General features: G+C 70.0%; 18 protein-coding genes. 9 read left to right on the plus strand and 9 right to left on the minus strand.

Going from position 1 to position 15,506, the window contains the following annotated elements; genetic code table 11:
* Window positions 1–147: 147 nt before the first annotated feature.
* Window positions 148–927 carry an HpcH/HpaI aldolase family protein gene (locus AN233_RS00980; protein ID WP_058365017.1) on the minus strand — a complete coding sequence of 260 codons (780 nt, stop codon included), beginning with the start codon at window positions 925–927 and terminating at the stop codon, window positions 148–150.
* A gap of 188 nt (window positions 928–1,115) precedes the next feature.
* Between AN233_RS00980 and AN233_RS00985 the strand changes: the two genes are divergently transcribed.
* Complete coding sequence (locus AN233_RS00985) at window positions 1,116–1,703, plus strand: carboxymuconolactone decarboxylase family protein (protein WP_080508271.1); 588 nt, start codon at window positions 1,116–1,118, stop codon at window positions 1,701–1,703.
* A gap of 27 nt (window positions 1,704–1,730) precedes the next feature.
* Here the strand turns inward: AN233_RS00985 and AN233_RS00990 are convergent, their stop codons facing one another.
* From AN233_RS00990 to AN233_RS01000, 3 genes are all read right to left on the minus strand, one after another.
* A complete protein-coding gene (locus tag AN233_RS00990) occupies window positions 1,731–2,069 on the minus strand; it encodes a cupin domain-containing protein (RefSeq protein ID WP_058365019.1) in 339 nt (112 codons plus the stop codon).
* Between the two features lie 155 nt (window positions 2,070–2,224).
* On the minus strand, window positions 2,225–2,773 hold the full coding sequence (locus AN233_RS00995) for a thiamine pyrophosphate-dependent enzyme (protein WP_058365020.1): 549 nt from the start codon (window positions 2,771–2,773) through the stop codon (window positions 2,225–2,227).
* Window positions 2,773–3,282 (minus strand): thiamine pyrophosphate-binding protein, encoded by a 510-nt coding sequence (locus tag AN233_RS01000; protein WP_176696597.1) that lies wholly within the window; start codon window positions 3,280–3,282, stop codon window positions 2,773–2,775. The genes AN233_RS00995 and AN233_RS01000 overlap by 1 nt, the downstream gene beginning before the upstream one ends.
* A 151-nt stretch (window positions 3,283–3,433) precedes the next feature.
* Between AN233_RS01000 and AN233_RS01005 the strand changes: the two genes are divergently transcribed.
* The 4 genes from AN233_RS01005 to AN233_RS01020 all read left to right on the plus strand — a co-directional run bounded on the left by AN233_RS01005 (window position 3,434) and on the right by AN233_RS01020 (window position 7,346).
* Window positions 3,434–4,528, plus strand: coding sequence for an Ldh family oxidoreductase (locus AN233_RS01005; RefSeq protein WP_058365022.1), 1,095 nt, complete (start codon window positions 3,434–3,436; stop codon window positions 4,526–4,528).
* A 77-nt stretch (window positions 4,529–4,605) separates the two neighbouring features.
* Window positions 4,606–5,799, plus strand: coding sequence for an iron-containing alcohol dehydrogenase family protein (locus AN233_RS01010; RefSeq protein ID WP_058365023.1), 1,194 nt, complete (start codon window positions 4,606–4,608; stop codon window positions 5,797–5,799).
* A 66-nt stretch (window positions 5,800–5,865) separates the two neighbouring features.
* A complete protein-coding gene (locus AN233_RS01015; protein ID WP_058365024.1) occupies window positions 5,866–6,819 on the plus strand; it encodes a D-2-hydroxyacid dehydrogenase in 954 nt (317 codons plus the stop codon).
* 101 nt (window positions 6,820–6,920) lie between these two features.
* Entirely contained in the window at window positions 6,921–7,346 is a 426-nt protein-coding gene (locus AN233_RS01020) for a universal stress protein (protein WP_058365025.1), read from the plus strand.
* 55 nt (window positions 7,347–7,401) lie between these two features.
* Here AN233_RS01020 and AN233_RS01025 read toward each other — a convergent pair whose 3' ends face one another.
* From AN233_RS01025 to AN233_RS01040, 4 genes are all read right to left on the minus strand, one after another.
* Window positions 7,402–8,130: a fumarylacetoacetate hydrolase family protein gene (locus AN233_RS01025; protein ID WP_058365026.1), complete on the minus strand. Its 729-nt coding sequence runs from the start codon at window positions 8,128–8,130 to the stop codon at window positions 7,402–7,404.
* A gap of 104 nt (window positions 8,131–8,234) precedes the next feature.
* Window positions 8,235–9,701 (minus strand): acetyl-CoA hydrolase/transferase C-terminal domain-containing protein, encoded by a 1,467-nt coding sequence (locus tag AN233_RS01030; protein WP_058365027.1) that lies wholly within the window; start codon window positions 9,699–9,701, stop codon window positions 8,235–8,237.
* Window positions 9,698–10,243 carry a MaoC family dehydratase gene (locus AN233_RS01035; RefSeq protein WP_058365028.1) on the minus strand — a complete coding sequence of 182 codons (546 nt, stop codon included), beginning with the start codon at window positions 10,241–10,243 and terminating at the stop codon, window positions 9,698–9,700. Before AN233_RS01035 ends, AN233_RS01030 begins: the two co-directional genes overlap by 4 nt.
* The gene (locus AN233_RS01040; protein ID WP_058365029.1) at window positions 10,243–11,445 is read right to left on the minus strand and encodes an acyl-CoA dehydrogenase family protein; all 1,203 of its coding nucleotides are present in this window, start codon (window positions 11,443–11,445) and stop codon (window positions 10,243–10,245) included. The genes AN233_RS01035 and AN233_RS01040 overlap by 1 nt, the downstream gene beginning before the upstream one ends.
* Before the next feature lie 136 nt (window positions 11,446–11,581).
* Here AN233_RS01040 and AN233_RS01045 point away from each other — a divergent pair, with 136 nt between their 5' ends.
* A complete protein-coding gene (locus AN233_RS01045; protein WP_094192395.1) occupies window positions 11,582–12,355 on the plus strand; it encodes an IclR family transcriptional regulator in 774 nt (257 codons plus the stop codon).
* A 449-nt stretch (window positions 12,356–12,804) separates the two neighbouring features.
* On the opposite strand, the gene AN233_RS01050 is transcribed toward AN233_RS01045, so the two are convergent.
* On the minus strand, window positions 12,805–13,788 hold the full coding sequence (locus AN233_RS01050; RefSeq protein WP_058365030.1) for a DUF7551 domain-containing protein: 984 nt from the start codon (window positions 13,786–13,788) through the stop codon (window positions 12,805–12,807).
* Window positions 13,789–14,000: 212 nt separating this feature from the next.
* Here AN233_RS01050 and AN233_RS01055 point away from each other — a divergent pair, with 212 nt between their 5' ends.
* The 3 genes from AN233_RS01055 (at window position 14,001) to AN233_RS01065 (ending at window position 15,375) form a co-directional block, all read left to right on the plus strand.
* Complete coding sequence (locus AN233_RS01055; protein ID WP_058365031.1) at window positions 14,001–14,426, plus strand: TRAM domain-containing protein; 426 nt, start codon at window positions 14,001–14,003, stop codon at window positions 14,424–14,426.
* 86 nt (window positions 14,427–14,512) lie between these two features.
* A complete protein-coding gene (locus AN233_RS01060; RefSeq protein ID WP_058365032.1) occupies window positions 14,513–15,118 on the plus strand; it encodes a helix-turn-helix domain-containing protein in 606 nt (201 codons plus the stop codon).
* A gap of 77 nt (window positions 15,119–15,195) precedes the next feature.
* Window positions 15,196–15,375, plus strand: a complete 180-nt coding sequence (locus tag AN233_RS01065; protein WP_058365033.1) for a hypothetical protein — start codon at window positions 15,196–15,198, stop codon at window positions 15,373–15,375.
* Window positions 15,376–15,506: the final 131 nt, after the last annotated feature.

Genomic DNA, 15,506 nt, shown 5'->3' on the forward strand with positions numbered 1-15,506 from the left:
GTTTCGTAATGATGTACAGTCGCAGGGAAGGAAAAATACATACGGGAACGGATTCCGCGTCGTCGGCTCACGGCCGAGTCGCGGTTCTCGTTCCGCGGTCGAGTCGGGTCGGGTTTTCGCGGTCGAGTCGGGGGTCGAGATCGGGGCTCAGCGGTCGATGGCGTCGAGCCGGTCGGAGAGCACCTGTCGCGCGGCGCTCAGCTCTCCGCCCATGCGGACGATCCGGTAGCCGTCGTCGACCGCCTCCCGGATCGCGTCGGGGTCGTTGTGAATGCCCGCAAGCGACACGTCCGACGCGGCGATGGCCGTCTCGGCCCGCTCCACGAGCGCCTCGACCTCGGGGTGGTCCTTCTGCATCGGATGACCGACGGAGACGGAGAGGTCCGCCGGCCCGAGGAAGGCGAAGCCGAGCCCGGACACGTCGAGGATCTCGTCGAGGTTCTCGACGGCCGTCTCGTTCTCGATCATGACGCCGACGAACGTCTCCGCATCCTCGCGGGCGGCGTGGTCCGCGAAGTCCGCGCCCCACGTCGAGCCGCGACCGACGCCGATCCCGCGGTCCGCGGGCTCGCCGTCGACCGCGAACCGCGCCGCCGCGACGGCCTCGCGGACCTCCGCGGCGGTCTCGACCCGCGGGATCAGGACCGTTCTGACGCCCGCGTCGAGCACCTTCCGCACGAGCGGCGGGTCGCCGGAGGGAAGCCGGACGAACAGTTCGATGTCCGCCGCCTCCGCGGCGCGCGTCAGGTCCTCGAAGACGGTGCTGTCGTAGGGGCTCGGCCCGGCGTGCTCGAAGTCGAGCCAGACGAAGTCGAGCCCGAGCGCGCCGAACGTCTCGACGGCCGCCGGCGAGAACGTCGCCGCGCTCGCGCCGAAGACCGGGTCGCCGCGCTCCACGCTCCGCCGCAGATCGTTCTCTCGGTTCACGTCTCAGCGTCGTCGCGGCCGATAATGAACCTTCGTACGGACGCCGGCTCGCGTTCCGGTCGTCTACCGGCGGCGTTTCTCGGAGCGGATTCGGCGGCTCGGCCCGGAGGCTGGCCGCTGTCGGCCGCCGCGAGGGCCGACGCTCCGCGGTGCCGAAACGCTAAGTAGACTCATCGTGACACGTGATCATGGCACGAATGCGCCTCGCGGAGCGGTCGGACCTCCCGGACGAGCATCAGCACCTCATCGCGGCGTTTCGAGAGCCGGCGGATCTGGCTCCCGAGTACAGACACCTGATGTCCGGCGCCGAGCGCAACGTGTACGCCGCCTTCGGCCGGAACCCGCCCGCCCTCGTCGCGTTCCGGGAGTTCGCCGGGTCGCTGTGGAACGACGCGGACCTCGACCCGCGAACGCGCGAACTGGTGATTCTCCGGGTCGCGCGCGAGCTGGACTCGCGGTACGTCTGGCACCAGCACGGTCGCATCGCGCTGAGCGCCGGGCTCCCGGCCGACGACATCAGGGCCGTCGGCGCGAACGCGCTGGAGCGGTTCGACGAGGGCGAGGCCGCGCTGCTTTCGTACGTTCGCGCGTACCTCATCGGCGCGGTCGACGACGACCTCCACGACCGCGTGAGCGCGCACTACGACGACGGGACGCTCGTCGCGGTGGGGATGCTCGCCGGCACGTACGCGACCATCGTCCGGTCGATGCAGGCGCTCGACGTGCCGATCGAGGAGGGATTCATCGGGTGGGACCTCGCGAACGCGCCGGAGTAGCCGCGGTCGTGGGGTCCGAGACGGTCCTCACTCCGGGATGTAGTCCTCGCGGACGGGATGGAAGATGTCGAGTACCTCCAGCGGCTCGTCCCCGTCCGCGCGCATCGCGTGCTTCTCGCCGGACTCCAGCAGGTAACACGTCCCGGGTGTCAGCTCGTACTCCTCGCCGTCGACGATCTGGGTGCCCGTCCCGCTGACGACGTAGCCGATCTGTTCGTGGGGGTGGTTGTGGTACGGCGACTCCGCGCCCGGCTCGATGACGTTGTGAGTCAGCATCTGGTTGTAGCTGTACAGCAGCACGTGCTGCTCGAAGCCGTCGTGGTCGGAGTTGTCCGGGACCTCCGTGTACGCGAGGTGGTCTACCATGGTAGGCGGTACGACGCGGACCGACAAAAAGGCGTAGCCGGTCGCGGCGGTTTCCGCCGGGAACGGGGCGGCCGGCCTCGCGGACGGCGGCTCGCGGACGACTTTTGGATGACTCTTGGATGACTCGCGGTCAGCCGACCTCGCGGCCGAGCGAGCTACTCCGTCAGCGAGTCGCGGACGCGGCGCGGGATGTGCGGGAAGTCGAACGTCGGGCGCGCCTCGGGGTCGGTCGGTTCGACGGTGCACTCGATCAGGGAGGGGCCGTCGCGGGCGACGGCGTCGGCGTAGGCCGCGGCGAACTCGTCGTCCGAGTCGACCCGCTCCGCGGGGAGCCCCTGCGCCTCCGCGGCGGCCGCGAAGTCGATGGAGGGGGTCGGCTGGCCGCCGGTCGTCCCGTAGATGCCGTTGTCGAAGCAGACCACGGTGAGGTTCGACTGGTCGGCGGTCGCGACCGTCGAGCACACGCCGAGCGACATCGTCAGCGATCCGTCGCCCGCCAGCACCGTCACCTGCTCGTCGGTGCCGTGGGCGACGCCGACGCCGGTCGCGGTCGTCGACCCCATGCTCCCCCAGAGGTAGAAGTTGCGCTCGCGGTCGCCGACCTCCGCGAGGACGTAGGAAGCCACGCCGAGGTTCGAGACGACGACCGCGTCCGGCGTCTCCTCGATGACCGCGGCCGTGCAGGCGAACTGGTCGGCCGCCATCACTGCGCCTCCTGTCCGTAGCCGGTGACGGTCGCGTCGAGGAACACCACGTACGGCGTCCGCGTCGAGAAGGCTGAGTCGGCCGCCATCCGCACCGTCTTCCGGAGCGTCCCCGGCTCCTCGACCACGGTGTGTCTGATCCCCATCTCGTCCATCATCCCCGGCAGGCCGTAGCCCGCGGGCACCTGCGCGACGTTGAACTCGCCGAGGTCGCCCCGGCGCGTCACCAGCGCGAGGAACGGCAGCCGCGCCGGCGCCGACAGCGAGCCGATGGCGTTGATCGCGTTCGCGAGGCCGCTCGACTGACACATCACGGCCGCGCGCTCGCCGGTCACCCACGCGCCGGAGGCCGCCGCGATCGCGCTCTCCTCGCGCTCGACGCGCAGCGTGTCCACGTCCGACTCCTGTATCCCCTCCAGGACCGCGCCCATCGCGCCGTCCGGGAGCTGCGTCACGAGGTCGATCTCGGCGTCGAGCAGTCCGTCCACTATCTCCGCTTCCCAACTCATACCCGTCAGTCGGATCGGAGCGGCTTGACTGTTGGGGCTCCGGCCGTTCCCCCCTCCTCGTGCGGCAGCGTGCGCGGCCCGCGCTCCCGGCTCGCACGCTCCACCGCCCCCGCGCCGAAAACGCTTCATTCCCCGCCGCGTATGCGGAGGTATGCCACGGATAGCCCCCGCCCGGCTAGAGGCGGGAGCGACGGTGCTCCTCGAAGCGCTCGGAACGCCCGACCCAGCGGCCGCGAAGGTGGCCGCCTCGCTCGTCGACGCGGACCTCTGCGGGCACGCCTCACACGGCGTCGTCCGCCTCGCGACGATGTACGCGCCGATGGTCGACGAGGGGACCCTCGACCCGGCGGCGAGTCCGACCGTCGACGACGCGGACCCGGGAGCGCTCCGCGTCGACGGTAACCGAGGGTTCGGCCAGCTGACGGGGCGGGCGGCCGTCGACGCGGCGGTCGAGGTCGCCGCGGAGCGCGGCGTCGCGGCCGTCGGGGTGAAAAACGGCGCCCATATGGGCCGGATCGGCGAGTGGGCCGAGCGCGCGGCCGCCGAGGGGTTCGCCCTTCTCGCGTTCGTCAACACCGGGCTGGCGGGGCGAACGGTGACGGTTCCGGGCAGCGCCGAGCGCCTGTTCTCGACGAACCCCATCGCCGTCGGCATCCCGACGTTCGGCGCGGCCCCGCACCCGGTCGTGCTGGACATCGCCACGAGCCAGGTCGCCCACGGCAAGGTGACGAAGCGGAGCGTCGAGGGCGAGCCGCTCCCGCCCGCGTGGACGGTGACCGCGGAGGGCAGTCACGTCGCCGACGCGGACGCGTTCGAGGACGGAGCCGGCGCGCTGCTCCCGCTCGGCGGTCGCTCGGCGGGCCACAAGGGGTTCGGGCTCTCCGTCGTCGCGGAGCTGCTCGCGGGCGTCGTGGGCGGCGGCGAGGTGTTCGGCGAGGGGGAACCGGGGTCGGTGAACAACGCGGCGGCGTTCGTCCTGATCGACCCGGCGCGGTTCACCTCCCGCGAGCGCGTCCGCGAGGCCGTGACGACGCTCGACGACTACTTCGCGGACGCGACGCTCTCGGCGGCGGTCGAGCGTCCGGACGCGATGGACGGGGACCGACCGCTGCTTCCCGGCGCACCGGAACACCGGACACGCGCGGAGCGCGAGCGGGAGGGGGTCCCGGTCGGCGACCGCACTCTCGAGGCGCTCGCGGCCCTCGCTGCGGACCTTGGCGTCGCCGACGAGTTCCGGCTCGGCTGAGGCCGCCTCACGCCCACCGGAAGCGTGACGCCTGCGCGCAACCGCACAGTTAAGACCGCTTCGGCCGACGTACGACCGTGTTCCAGCCAGCAGACGCCTTCGAGTTCGAGTACCTCGGGAGCGACGTGATATACGGCCGAGGCCGCGTCGCGGAGCTCGGCGACCGGCTCGCTGCCGCCGGGATCGACCGCGCGCTCGTGGTCTGTGGGTCAAACGTCGGCGCCAACGAGGCCGTGATGGGGCCGGTGCGCGAGGGGCTCGGCGACCGGCTCGCCGGGGTCTTCGACGAGACGAGTTCGGCCAAGTCCATCGAGACGGCCGCCGACGCCGTCGAGGCGCTCCACGCGGCCGACGCGGACGCCATCGTCGGCGTCGGCGGCGGCAGCAGCCTCAACGTCGCCAGGCAGATGAGCGCGCTCGCGGCGGACGGTCGGTCCGCCGAGGAGCTCCGCGCGTCGGCGGAGGCGGACGGCACCGTCTCGACGCCCGACCCCGACGGACCGCTCACGCCCGTCGCGGTCGTGCCCACGACGCTGACCGGCGCTGATCTGTCGGCCGGCGGGAGCCTCGTCGTCCTCCCGCGGGAGGCGTCGCCGACGGGCCAGCCGGTCGTCGCCAGCTGGACCGTCCCGCCGACGCTCGTCGTGGAGGACCCCGCGCTGTTCGAGACGACGCCGCACGGTCCGCTCGCGGGGTCGGCGATGAACGGCTTCAACAAGGGGCTCGAGACGGTCTACGCCGCGGGCGGCTCGCCCGTCACGGACGCGACCGCCACCCACGGCCTGCGCCACCTCGTCGCCGGCCTCCCGGGCCTCGACGGGGAGGACCCGACGGCGGTCGACCGCGCCGTCGTCGGCATGATCCTGGTGCAGTACGAGAGCCGGATCAACGTGATCCACGCGTTCGGGCAGGCCCTCTCGCGCCGCTATCCGGTCCAGCAGGGCGTCGCACACGCCGTGATGGCCCCCCACGTCCTCCGGTTCGTTCTCGACAACGTCGACGGGCGCCGGCGGCTCCTCGCCGAGGGGCTCGACGTGGAGACGGCCGGGCGGTCGGACGCGGAGATTGCGGACGCGGTCGTCGCTGCCGTCCGGGAGGTTCGGGACTCGCTCGGCGTGCCGACTCGCCTCCGCGACCTCGAGGGCGTCTCCCGCGACGACCTCCGACCGATCGCGGAGTACGTCGCCGACCACGGCGTGCTGGCGGCCGCGCCGCCCGGACTGACGGTAACGGTCGAGGACGCGGAGGCCGCTCTGGAGCGGGCGTGGTAGGGCGGCACCGTCGGAGCGAGGGCCTCCCACCCGTGAACATTAGTAATCCGGCGCCGAGGGTACCGCATGGCAGACATCGTCGTTCTGAACCACGGCGTCCACGGAATTCCGGCCGCAGAGTGCGTCGACGCGCTCCGCGAGCGGGTCGACGACAGGAGCGTCACGCTGGCGGAATCGGCCGCCGCGGAGCGCGAACTGGTGCCCGATGCCGAGGTCATTGTCGGGAGCGACCTCGACGCGGACCTGCTCGAGCTCGCGGACGACCTGCGGCTGTTCGCGTGCACCTCCGCCGGCACTGACCGGCTCGACATGGACGCGTTCCGCGAGCGCGGCGTCGCCGTGACCAGCGCCTCGGGCGTCCACGGCCCGAACATCGCCGAACACGTCATCGGCACCATCCTGATGATCACCCGGCGGCTCGACGAGGGGCTCCGCCGGCAGGAGCGCGCCGAGTGGCGCCACTTTCAGGCGTTCGGCGAGCTGCAGGGCTCCCGCATCTGCGTGGTCGGTCTTGGCGCCATCGGGACCGCCGTCGTGGAACGCTTGGAGGGGTTCGGCGTCGAGACGGTCGGCGTGCGGTACACGCCCGAGAAAGGGGGCCCGACGGACGAGGTGTACGGCTTCGACGAGCTACTGGAGGCGTTCGTCGGCGTCGACTACGTCGTCGTCGCCTGCCCGTTGACGGAGACGACGCAGGGACTGATCGGCGGCGACGAGCTCGCTGCGCTCCCGGTCGACGCCGTCCTCGTCAACATCGCTCGCGGGCCGGTCGTGGACACCGACGCGCTCGTGACGGCGCTCCGGAAGAACGACCTCCACGCCGCGGCGCTCGACGTGACCGACCCCGAGCCGCTGCCCGCGGACCACCCCCTCTGGTCGCTCGGGAACGCCTACGTCACCTCCCATGTCTCGGGGTACACGCCGCGCTACCTGGAGCGCGTCGCGGACATCCTCTCCCGGAACCTCGACCGCGTGGACGAGACGGGGTCGTACGCGGACCTGGAGAACCGGGTCGACTGACCGGCGTTCGGCCTCGCTCCGCCTCGCCTCATTTCGCGCCATCTCGATTCGCTCCCACCTCCGGAGGTGCATTTATGGGGTCACGCCGCGAGCGGTCATTCATGTACCGCGTACTGGTGGCTGTCGACTCGAACGAGGAGCGTGCGGAAGCCGTCGCGCGGGCGGTCGCGGACCTCCCCGGGGACCCGGGGTCGGTCGAGACCGTCCTGTTGAACGTGTTCGAGGACTTCCAGGGGACCGACGAGGGGCGACAAGTCAGCAGCGACGACATCTACGACCCCGAGGAATTCCCCGAGAGCGTCGACGCGGCGAGCGAGATCCTCGCCGGCGCCGGACGCGACCCCGAGCACCGGCGCGAGCACGGCGACCCCGCCGAGCGGATCACCGAGGCGGCCGACGAGGTCGACGCCGACCTGATCGCGATCTCCGGTCGCAAGCGATCTCCGGCGGGAAAGGTACTGTTCGGGAGCGTCACGCAGTCGGTGCTCCTGTCCGCCGATCGGCCGGTGCTGGTCGCGATGGAGTGACGGGCGGACGAGCGGCACCGGGAGTCGGGTACGGCCTCGCGGCCGCCTCGAAGCGCTACTCCGCGACGTAGTGCTCCAGCGTGCCGACGCCCTCGACCTCGATCTCGACGCGGTCACCGTCGGCGAGCGGGCCGACGCCCTCCGGCGTGCCCGTCGCGATCACGTCGCCTTCTTCGAGCGTGAGGTACTGGGTGATCTCCTCGATCAGCTCCGGGATCTCGAAGATCATGTGTTCGATGGTCGACTCCTGACGCGTCTCGCCGTTGACGCGCGCGCTGACGGTCGCGTCCGCGGGGAGTTCGTCGGGCGAGGCCAGCACCGGGCCGAGCGGGGCGGCGTTGTCGAACGCCTTACCGCGCACCCAGTTCTTCTCCTTGCGCTGGTCGTCGCGGTTCGACACGTCGTTCATGCAGGTGTAACCCGCGATCACGTCCTCGGCGTCCGCGGCGTCGACGTTCCGTGCCTGCTCGCCGATGACGACGCAGAGCTCGGCCTCGTGTTCGACCTTCTCCTTGCCCTCGGGCAGCGTGACCGTGTCGCCGTGTGCCGACAGCGCGTTCGGCGGCTTGAGGAACAGCAGGGGGCGGTCCGGCACGTCGTTGCCGAGCTCCTCCGCGTGCTTCGCGTAGTTGCGGCCGATGCAGACGATCTTCGTCGGCTCACACGGCGGGAGCACCTCGACGTCGTCGACCGCGTACGTTCGCCCCGCGGCGGTGATCGTGCCGTCGTCGTACTCGCCGGTGCGCGTCGTGCCCGCGTCGTCTCGGAAGCGTATCTGTTTCACGTTCGCGTATTGGCGGATCGGCACATATCGGTTGGGAATTCGGCGACCCGCCCCGTCGGCAAAAATCTGCGCCGCAGCGGTCGATCGGTCCGTGCGGTGGACGGTCAGCGGTCGCTACGCCAGTCGAAGGCGGCGTCGAGGTCGTGCGGCACGTGACTGCCGGCCCGACCGGCCTCCTCGAGGTATCCCCGCAAGTCGCCCGCGTAGTCGGGGTGCGCGCAGGCGTCAATGAGCGCGCTCGCGGTCTCCCGCGGGTCGTTCCCCCGCAGGTCGGCGACCCCGCGCTCGGTCACGACCACGTCGATGTCGTGCTCGGTGTGGTCGACGTGGGGAACCATCGGCACGATGCGGGAGACGTCGCCCCCTTTCGCGGTCGACGGGAGCGCGAGGACCGAAAGCACTGCGTTGCGATTGAAGTCCGCGCTCCCGCCCACGCCGTTCATGACGTCGGTGCCGCCGACGTGCGTGGAGTTGACGTGGCCGAACAGGTCCACTTCGAGCGCGCTGTTGACGCCGACGACGCCGAATCGGTCGATCAGGGCGGGGCTGTTCGAGAGGTCCCCCGGCCGCAACACCACGTTCTCGGCGTAGCGGTCCACCGCGTCGAACAGGCGGTCCTGTCCCTCGGCCGAGAGCGCGAGCGAGGTCGCGCTCGCCGACGCCAGTTTTCCGTCGTCCAGCAGGTCCAACAGGCCGTCCTGTATCACCTCTCCGAAGTAGATCAGGTCCCGGTCGCCCAGGTCCGCATCGCCCAGCGCCGCCATCAGCGCGTTGCCGAGGCTCCCGACGCCGAACTGGATCCGCAGGGAGTCGCCGAACAGCGGCGAGCGCTCGACTTCGCCCTCGAGGAACCCGCGGAGGTTGTCGGCAATCGCGCGGTCGTCCGCGGTGGGTTCGCGGAACTCGTAGGGGCGGTCGCGCTCGTTCGTCTCCACGACGGCGACCAGCTTCGCGGGGTCGAACCAGAGGCGATCGTCGCCGATGCGCTCGCCCGGCTCCGACAGCGGGATCGGCTCCCGGTTCGGGGGGCGCCCCCGCCGATAGATGTCGTGGAAGCGGGCGACCTCCGTCGGGACGGCCGCGTTCACCTCCACGATCAGTCGGTCCGCGGCGGAGACGAACGCGGGCGTCTGGCCGATGCTGGTGGTCGGGATCAGCCAGTCGCCGCCGACGGCGAGCGCCTCCACGATCGCCACGTCGGGATCCACGAGGCCACCGTACTGCACCTCGTCGCCCAGCGAACTGATGTTGCGATCGTGGAAGGCGACCTCGCCCGCGTTGATCGCCTCCCGGATCGTTCCGTTCGCCTGGTAGGGGAACCGGCGGTCGACCGCCCCCGCCGCGACGAGTTCGCGGTCGATCTCCGGGCCGACGCTGCCGCCGCTGACGACGGTTAGCCCCGGGTCGCGGTCGCCGGCGGCCGCCGCGGACGCGAGCGCGGACGGGACCGCCTTGGGGTAGCCCACGCTCCCGAAGCCGCTGACGAGGACCGCGTCGTCGTCCCCGATCTCGGCCGCGGCGTCGGCCGCCGACGCGATCGGAAGCCCGTCCTCGACCCGGCCGTCGCTCATTCGCAGTCCTCGGGCTGGGTGCCGACGCCCTCGGGCCAGCCGGGGGGCTGCGCCGCCGAGGGCTCGGCGTACGAGCGTTTGAGAACCATCGGCGTGCGCTCCAGCGAGAGCACGAGGTCGTCGTCCTGATTGTACGTCCTGAGCTCGGTCGTGACCATACCGACGTGGTCGCGGCTCTCGGACTCCCGCTTCGAGAGGACCTCCGATTCCGCGAACAGCGTGTCACCGTGGAAGACGGGCGCGTGGTGCCTGATGTCGTCGTAGCCGAGGTTCGCGGTCGCGTTCATCGACACGTCGACCACGCTCATCCCCACCGCGAGCGCGATGACGAACGTCCCGTCGACGAGGCGCTCGCCGAACTCCGTCTCGGCGGCGTACGCCTCGTTGAAGTGCATCGGGTTCACGTTCATGGTGACGTTCGTGAACCAGACGTTGTCCGTCTCCGTCACGGTGCGTCCGTAGGGGTGTTTGTACACGTCCCCCACCTCGAAGTCCTCGTAGTAGCGTCCCTGCCAGCCGGTCTTGAGTCGTTTGTCGGTCATCAGTAGGATCTCGGTAGCCCGAGCACGTTCTCGCCGATGTAGTTCAACGCGAGCTGCTGGGTGATCGGGACCAGCCGCGTGAGCCGTGCCTCCCGGAAGTAGCGCTCCACGTCGTACTCGCGGGCGACACCGAAGCCGCCGTGGGTCTGGACCGCGGCGTCCGCCGCGTCGAAGGCGGCCTCGGCCGCGAGGTACTTCGCCATGTTCGCGCGGGCGCCGACCGCCTTCGCGTCGGCGTCGTCGTCGGCGTCGCTCGCGGCGCCGTACACCATCCCCTTCGCGGCCTGCACGTGGGCGTGCGCCTCCGCGAGGGGGTGCTGGATCGCCTGGTTGGCGCCGATGGGGCCGCCGAACACCTCGCGGTCGTTCGCGTAGGAGACGCCCGCCTCGATGGCGGCCTCGCCGAGGCCGACGCACTCGGCCGCGATGGCGAGCCGCTCCTCGTTGAGGCCGTCGAGCATCTGGTAGAACCCGCGCCCCTCCTCGCCGATCAGGTTCTCCGCGGGAACACGGAGGTCCTCGAAGAACAGCTCGTAGGAGTGGACGAAGTTGCTCGCGGTCTTGTCGATCTTCTCGATCTCCAGGCCGCCCTGCTCGTAGGCGTCCTCCAGATCGACGAGCAGCATCGAGAGCCCGCGGGTCCGCTTTTCGACCTCCTCGCGCGGGGTCGTCCGCGCCATCAACACGAGGTAGTCGCTGGCGTCGACCCGGGAGATCCAGATCTTCTGGCCGTTCACGACGTACTCGTCGCCGTCCAGCTCCGCGCTCGTCTGGATCGACGTGGAGTCCGACCCCGCGTTCGGCTCCGTGAGGCCGAACGCCTGTATCGAGGTCTCGCCGCGCGCGACCTCCGGAAGGAGGTCGGCCTTCAGCTCCTCGCTCCCGTACTTCACCAGCGGGACCGAGTTATAGATCGCGCCGTGGACCGCCTGCGCCGCGCTGAAGCCGCCGCCGGAGGCGGCGATCTCCTCGAGCATCACGACGACCTCGTCGGTACCCATTCCGGCGCCTCCGTGCTCCTCCGGGAGGAGCGCGCCGAACCATCCTCCATCAGCGAGCGCGTCCACGAACTCCTGCGGGTACTCCCCCTGCGCGTCCTTCTCGCGCCAGTACGCGGCGTCGAAGTCCGCGCAGATGTCCCGGATCGCGTCGCGGACGAGCTGCTGCTGGTCGGTCAGATTGACCGTGTCTCGCTCTACCATTTGCCGACAAAGCGTTTCGCGGGCGCTCGCATAAAGGTGAGGGTGCGGGCGGTCGCAGGCGGCGCCACCTCGTCCCATGTCCTTCGACGCGTTCGACGACACGAAACACTATATGGATAAAGCGCATATTGGGTGTATGAACGGCGAGACGGACCACGGCGGGCTCGACACGGTCGGTTCGGTGGAGACGCTGTTCGATATCGTCGAATTCGTTCACGAGAACGAGGGCGTGACGCTCGCGGAGGCGGCCGCGGCGCTTCCGTACGCCAAGAGCACGGTGCACCGCCACCTCGCGACGCTCAAGGAGCGCGGCTACGTCGTCGAGGAGGACGGCTACTACACGGGGCTCCGGTTCCTGGAGCTTGGCGAGCGGGCCCGCAGCCGGCGCCGGGCGTACCGGTTGGCTCGCACCAAGGTCGAGGAGCTCGCCGCCGAGACCGGCGAACGAGCCCAGTTCATCGTCGAGGAGCACGGGCAGGCGGTGTACGTCCACCGGGCGCTGGGGGAACACGCCGTCAACACCGACGCGGAGATCGGTAAACGCATCCCGCTGCACGCGACCGCGTCCGGCAAGGCCATCCTCGCCGCCATGGACCCGGCCGAATCGTCCCGCATTATCGAACGCTCGTCGTTCGAGCGCGTCACGTCGGAGACGATCACCGACCCCGAATCGCTCGCGGACGAGCTCGACGCGATCGCCGACCGCGGCTACGCGTTCAACCGCGAGGAGAACCTCGACGGCCTCCACGCGGTCGGCGTCCCGATCAGCGGCCCCGACGGTGCCGTGATCGGCGCGCTGAGCGTCTCCGGCCCCTCCCACCGACTCACCGGCCACCGTTTCGAGGAGGAGCTCCCGACGCTGCTTCTGGGGACGGCCAACGAACTCGAGTTGAACATCGCCCACGCGTAGCGTTCCGCGTCGCGGGACGAACGGGCAACTGCGTTTTCCGTCGCGACTCTTCGACGCTTCGCCATTACGAGCTTAGTTCTGTAACGGAACGGGCTCCGATCGTCGTCGTTGGCGGCGTTACGCCCCCGATAGCTATATTCATTTATTCTGGCTATTCGGTAAAAATCTACGAAATTTGGTATATAAACACTGAGCCCGGATCACGAAGTAACCGGCTCTTGTATTCCTGGAAGATTCCATTTTCCTGGATAAAATGGAAGGTAATCCGGACAAAAAACATGTTTACGGATGATATTGGTGGATCCCGGTGGATGTTGATTCCAACATCAGGAACACCACAATACTCTATTCATGATAATGATATTCTATTCTGTCTGTTATCATTTCTTGATTACTGTGTAGTCTCCGGAGTGACTGTCCGTTCCGCTTTGGCTTCTGATCGCGACGGATCACTCGGACCCGCTCGTCACCGCGGAGCCGGGCGAGACGCGCGCCAGCCCGCGGCGCGCGCGATCGGTAGTGGGCTCGGTCGCGACCGCGATTCGCCACGCCGGGGATCGACCATCGGCGGGGTCGAGTCGGGTCGCGGCGGTCACGGAGACGTTCGCGGCCGCGTCCGCGTCGCCGACCCGGCTCAGGAGGGCCAGCGTGAACGGGAGCGTGACGAGCGCGTCCCCACCGTCGTCCGCGCTCGCGTAGCCGCGGAGCGTGACCGACCGCGACCGGCGGTTCGCGGTCGTCTCGGGGTCGACGGTCGGGTCCGACTCGGGGGCGTGTACCGCGAACGCTTCGAGGAACGCGACCGACCGGAGGTCGCACAGCGCGCCTTTCAGGGGGTCGGCAGCCGCGGTCGAGGGCGCGGGGAGCCGGGCCGCGGCGTCGCACAGCAGGGCCGCCTGCTCGGTCGGGTCGAGTCGGTCGTCGACCTCCCGAGCCACGTGCTCGAGGAGGTGGAGACAGAGCTCGTCCGGGTCGCTCACCGACTCGGCCGCCTCCAGATACGCGTCCATGATCGCCGTCTCGACGCCCCGGTGGGGGGAGTTCTCGATCGCCTCGAACGTCGCGCCGGCGGCTGTGTGACAGAAGTCGACCAGGGTCCGCCGTTCGGCGGTCGACGGCCGGCTTCCGGACTCGGGACGGGAGCGGTCGCGTTCGTCGTCCCCGGTCGCCTCCCGGCCCCGGTGGCCCTGAAGGCGACGCTGACAGGCGACCACGTCGTGGAAGGGCACCTGCGGGTCGTACCGGCGCAACGCGGCGCGGTACTGCTCGGTCGCCTTCGCCGCCGCGCGGGCGGTCGGCCGGGAGGGGAACCGGAGCCCGGTCGTCGGGACCGGCCGATCGCCGGTCCGCGCACACCGGAGCACGTACTCGCCGTCGGCGGTCGCGAGCGACTCGATGTGGCCCCGCACGTCGTCGAGCGTGGCCCCGATCATCGACGGTCACTCCCCCGGTTCGCGGCCGCACCCTCGGCACGCGACCGCGGCCGTGTGCGGGTCCGATCGTCCATGTATTTAGGCTAGCCTAAAGAATCATAATCCCATCGGTTCCGGGCGGTCTCGGCGGTCCCGTCGGGGGCGGGGGGACTCGACCACCGTTCGCCGCGGGAATCGGGGATTTATCTCCCCCCGGCCCGCAATCGGTCGGTATGGTCGAAATAACTGATTCTCTGAAGTGTCTCTATACAGCCACCGTGGACGACGACGGCGCGGGCGGGTACACCGTCACCGTCCCGGAAGCCGAGGTCGGACACGGAACGCTGTCCGAGGGCGAAACGTACCGCGTCGTGCTGCTGGACCACGACGGCGGTGCGTCGGCTGACGCGGCCGCGACCGCGGAGACGACCGCGAGCGAGCGCGACCGTGCGTCCGCGGCGGCGCCGAACGGCCCGCCGGTCTCCGAGGGCGAAGTGCGCGAGGTCACCATCGAGACGCTCGGTGACCAGGGCGACGGCATCGCCAAGATCGAGCGCGGCTACGTCGTCATCGTCCCGGACGCGGACCTGGGCGACGAGGTGACGGTGGAGATCACGGCGGTCCGAGAGAACGTCTCCTTCGCCGAGATCGTCGAGTAGAACGGGGGGGAACGGTCTCAATCTTTTGCGACCCCACCCCCCGGTGCGAAGGGCTATACTTCTCCGACCGGTATCCTCGCCAAATCATGTCGTCGAACGCCGGTGACGCGGACGGTGGCTGCCTCCGGGTCGACCTCGACGTCGAACCCGGCAGCGCGTGGGAGTGTCCCATCGTCGACGACCACGACGACGTCCGCGAGGTGACCGTCAACGCGGTCGGCGACGACTGCCGCGTGGACCTGACTCCCGCAGACGAGTCGGGCGTCGTCACCGCCACCGGCTCCGTCGACGAGGACTGCCTCTGTCACGTCTTCCAGCGGCACGACTGCGTTCCCCGCATTCGTGGGGTCGACGCCGGGACGATGCGCGTGACGACGTACGTCGACGACCGCTCCGTCGTCCGCGATCTCGTGAGCGCGCTCCGCGATGCCGTCGGACGCGTCGCACTCGCCCGCCTCGCGGTCGTGGAGGGCCCCGGCGCGACCGAGCGCGCGACGGTCGACCTCTCGGCACTCACCGACGCCCAACGCGAGGCGCTCGACCTGGCGATCCGCCGCGGCTACTTCGGCGACGGGGCCGACCACGCCGCGCTCGCGGCGGAACTCGACATCTCCGAGTCCGCGCTCTCCCAGCGCCTCAGGGCGGGACAGGCTCGCCTCGTCGCTGAAGTGTTCGACGCGACAGCCGACTGATCGGGGCCCGTTCCGACGGTGCTGGGGGCCTGCCCGCCGGGGGCACTTCAAGCCCTTCACTGTGAAGCAGTGGTGCGATGACCGTTCCGTACCTCCCCTCGCACATGGCGACACAGGCTCACTCCCCGGCCACGACGCGCGACCGCGAACAGAGCACGGTGATGGCTGCGGCGATGCTCGCGTGGCTCGTCATCTGGCTCGGTATCATCGCGTTCCTGTTCGGCTACGGGAACGCTGTCTCCTCGATAGTGGTCTGAGAACCCTCCGCGGATCGGGGCTTTCTGAACGAGAGCGATACTGAGTGATGCAGCCCGATTCAGACACATCGCTTTTCTGAAACTCGCGGCGGTGCGGTGCTGTGCGGTCGCGGAGCGGTGCGGTTGCGGTG

The sequence above is a fragment of the Haloparvum sedimenti genome, assembly GCF_001462205.1.
Classification (GTDB): domain Archaea; phylum Halobacteriota; class Halobacteria; order Halobacteriales; family Haloferacaceae; genus Haloparvum; species Haloparvum sedimenti.

Bases quoted from the DNA above. Each gene is read 5' to 3' on its own strand.
- AN233_RS00995 (WP_058365020.1), bottom strand. From the start codon at position 2,773: ATGGCGGCCGACCAGTTCGCCTGCACGGCCGCGGTCATCGAGGAGACG.
- AN233_RS01040 (WP_058365029.1), bottom strand. From the start codon at position 11,445: ATGGTAGAGCGAGACACGGTCAATCTGACCGACCAGCAGCAGCTCGTC.
- AN233_RS01065 (WP_058365033.1), top strand. From the start codon at position 15,196: ATGACCGTTCCGTACCTCCCCTCGCACATGGCGACACAGGCTCACTCC.
- AN233_RS01050 (WP_058365030.1), bottom strand. From the start codon at position 13,788: ATGATCGGGGCCACGCTCGACGACGTGCGGGGCCACATCGAGTCGCTC.
- AN233_RS01000 (WP_176696597.1), bottom strand. From the start codon at position 3,282: ATGAGTTGGGAAGCGGAGATAGTGGACGGACTGCTCGACGCCGAGATC.
- AN233_RS00990 (WP_058365019.1), bottom strand. From the start codon at position 2,069: ATGGTAGACCACCTCGCGTACACGGAGGTCCCGGACAACTCCGACCAC.
- AN233_RS01020 (WP_058365025.1), top strand. From the start codon at position 6,921: ATGTACCGCGTACTGGTGGCTGTCGACTCGAACGAGGAGCGTGCGGAA.
- AN233_RS01035 (WP_058365028.1), bottom strand. From the start codon at position 10,243: ATGACCGACAAACGACTCAAGACCGGCTGGCAGGGACGCTACTACGAG.
- AN233_RS00985 (WP_080508271.1), top strand. From the start codon at position 1,116: ATGGCACGAATGCGCCTCGCGGAGCGGTCGGACCTCCCGGACGAGCAT.
- AN233_RS01060 (WP_058365032.1), top strand. From the start codon at position 14,513: ATGTCGTCGAACGCCGGTGACGCGGACGGTGGCTGCCTCCGGGTCGAC.
- AN233_RS01015 (WP_058365024.1), top strand. From the start codon at position 5,866: ATGGCAGACATCGTCGTTCTGAACCACGGCGTCCACGGAATTCCGGCC.
- AN233_RS01030 (WP_058365027.1), bottom strand. From the start codon at position 9,701: ATGAGCGACGGCCGGGTCGAGGACGGGCTTCCGATCGCGTCGGCGGCC.
- AN233_RS01055 (WP_058365031.1), top strand. From the start codon at position 14,001: ATGGTCGAAATAACTGATTCTCTGAAGTGTCTCTATACAGCCACCGTG.
- AN233_RS01005 (WP_058365022.1), top strand. From the start codon at position 3,434: ATGCCACGGATAGCCCCCGCCCGGCTAGAGGCGGGAGCGACGGTGCTC.
- AN233_RS01045 (WP_094192395.1), top strand. From the start codon at position 11,582: ATGAACGGCGAGACGGACCACGGCGGGCTCGACACGGTCGGTTCGGTG.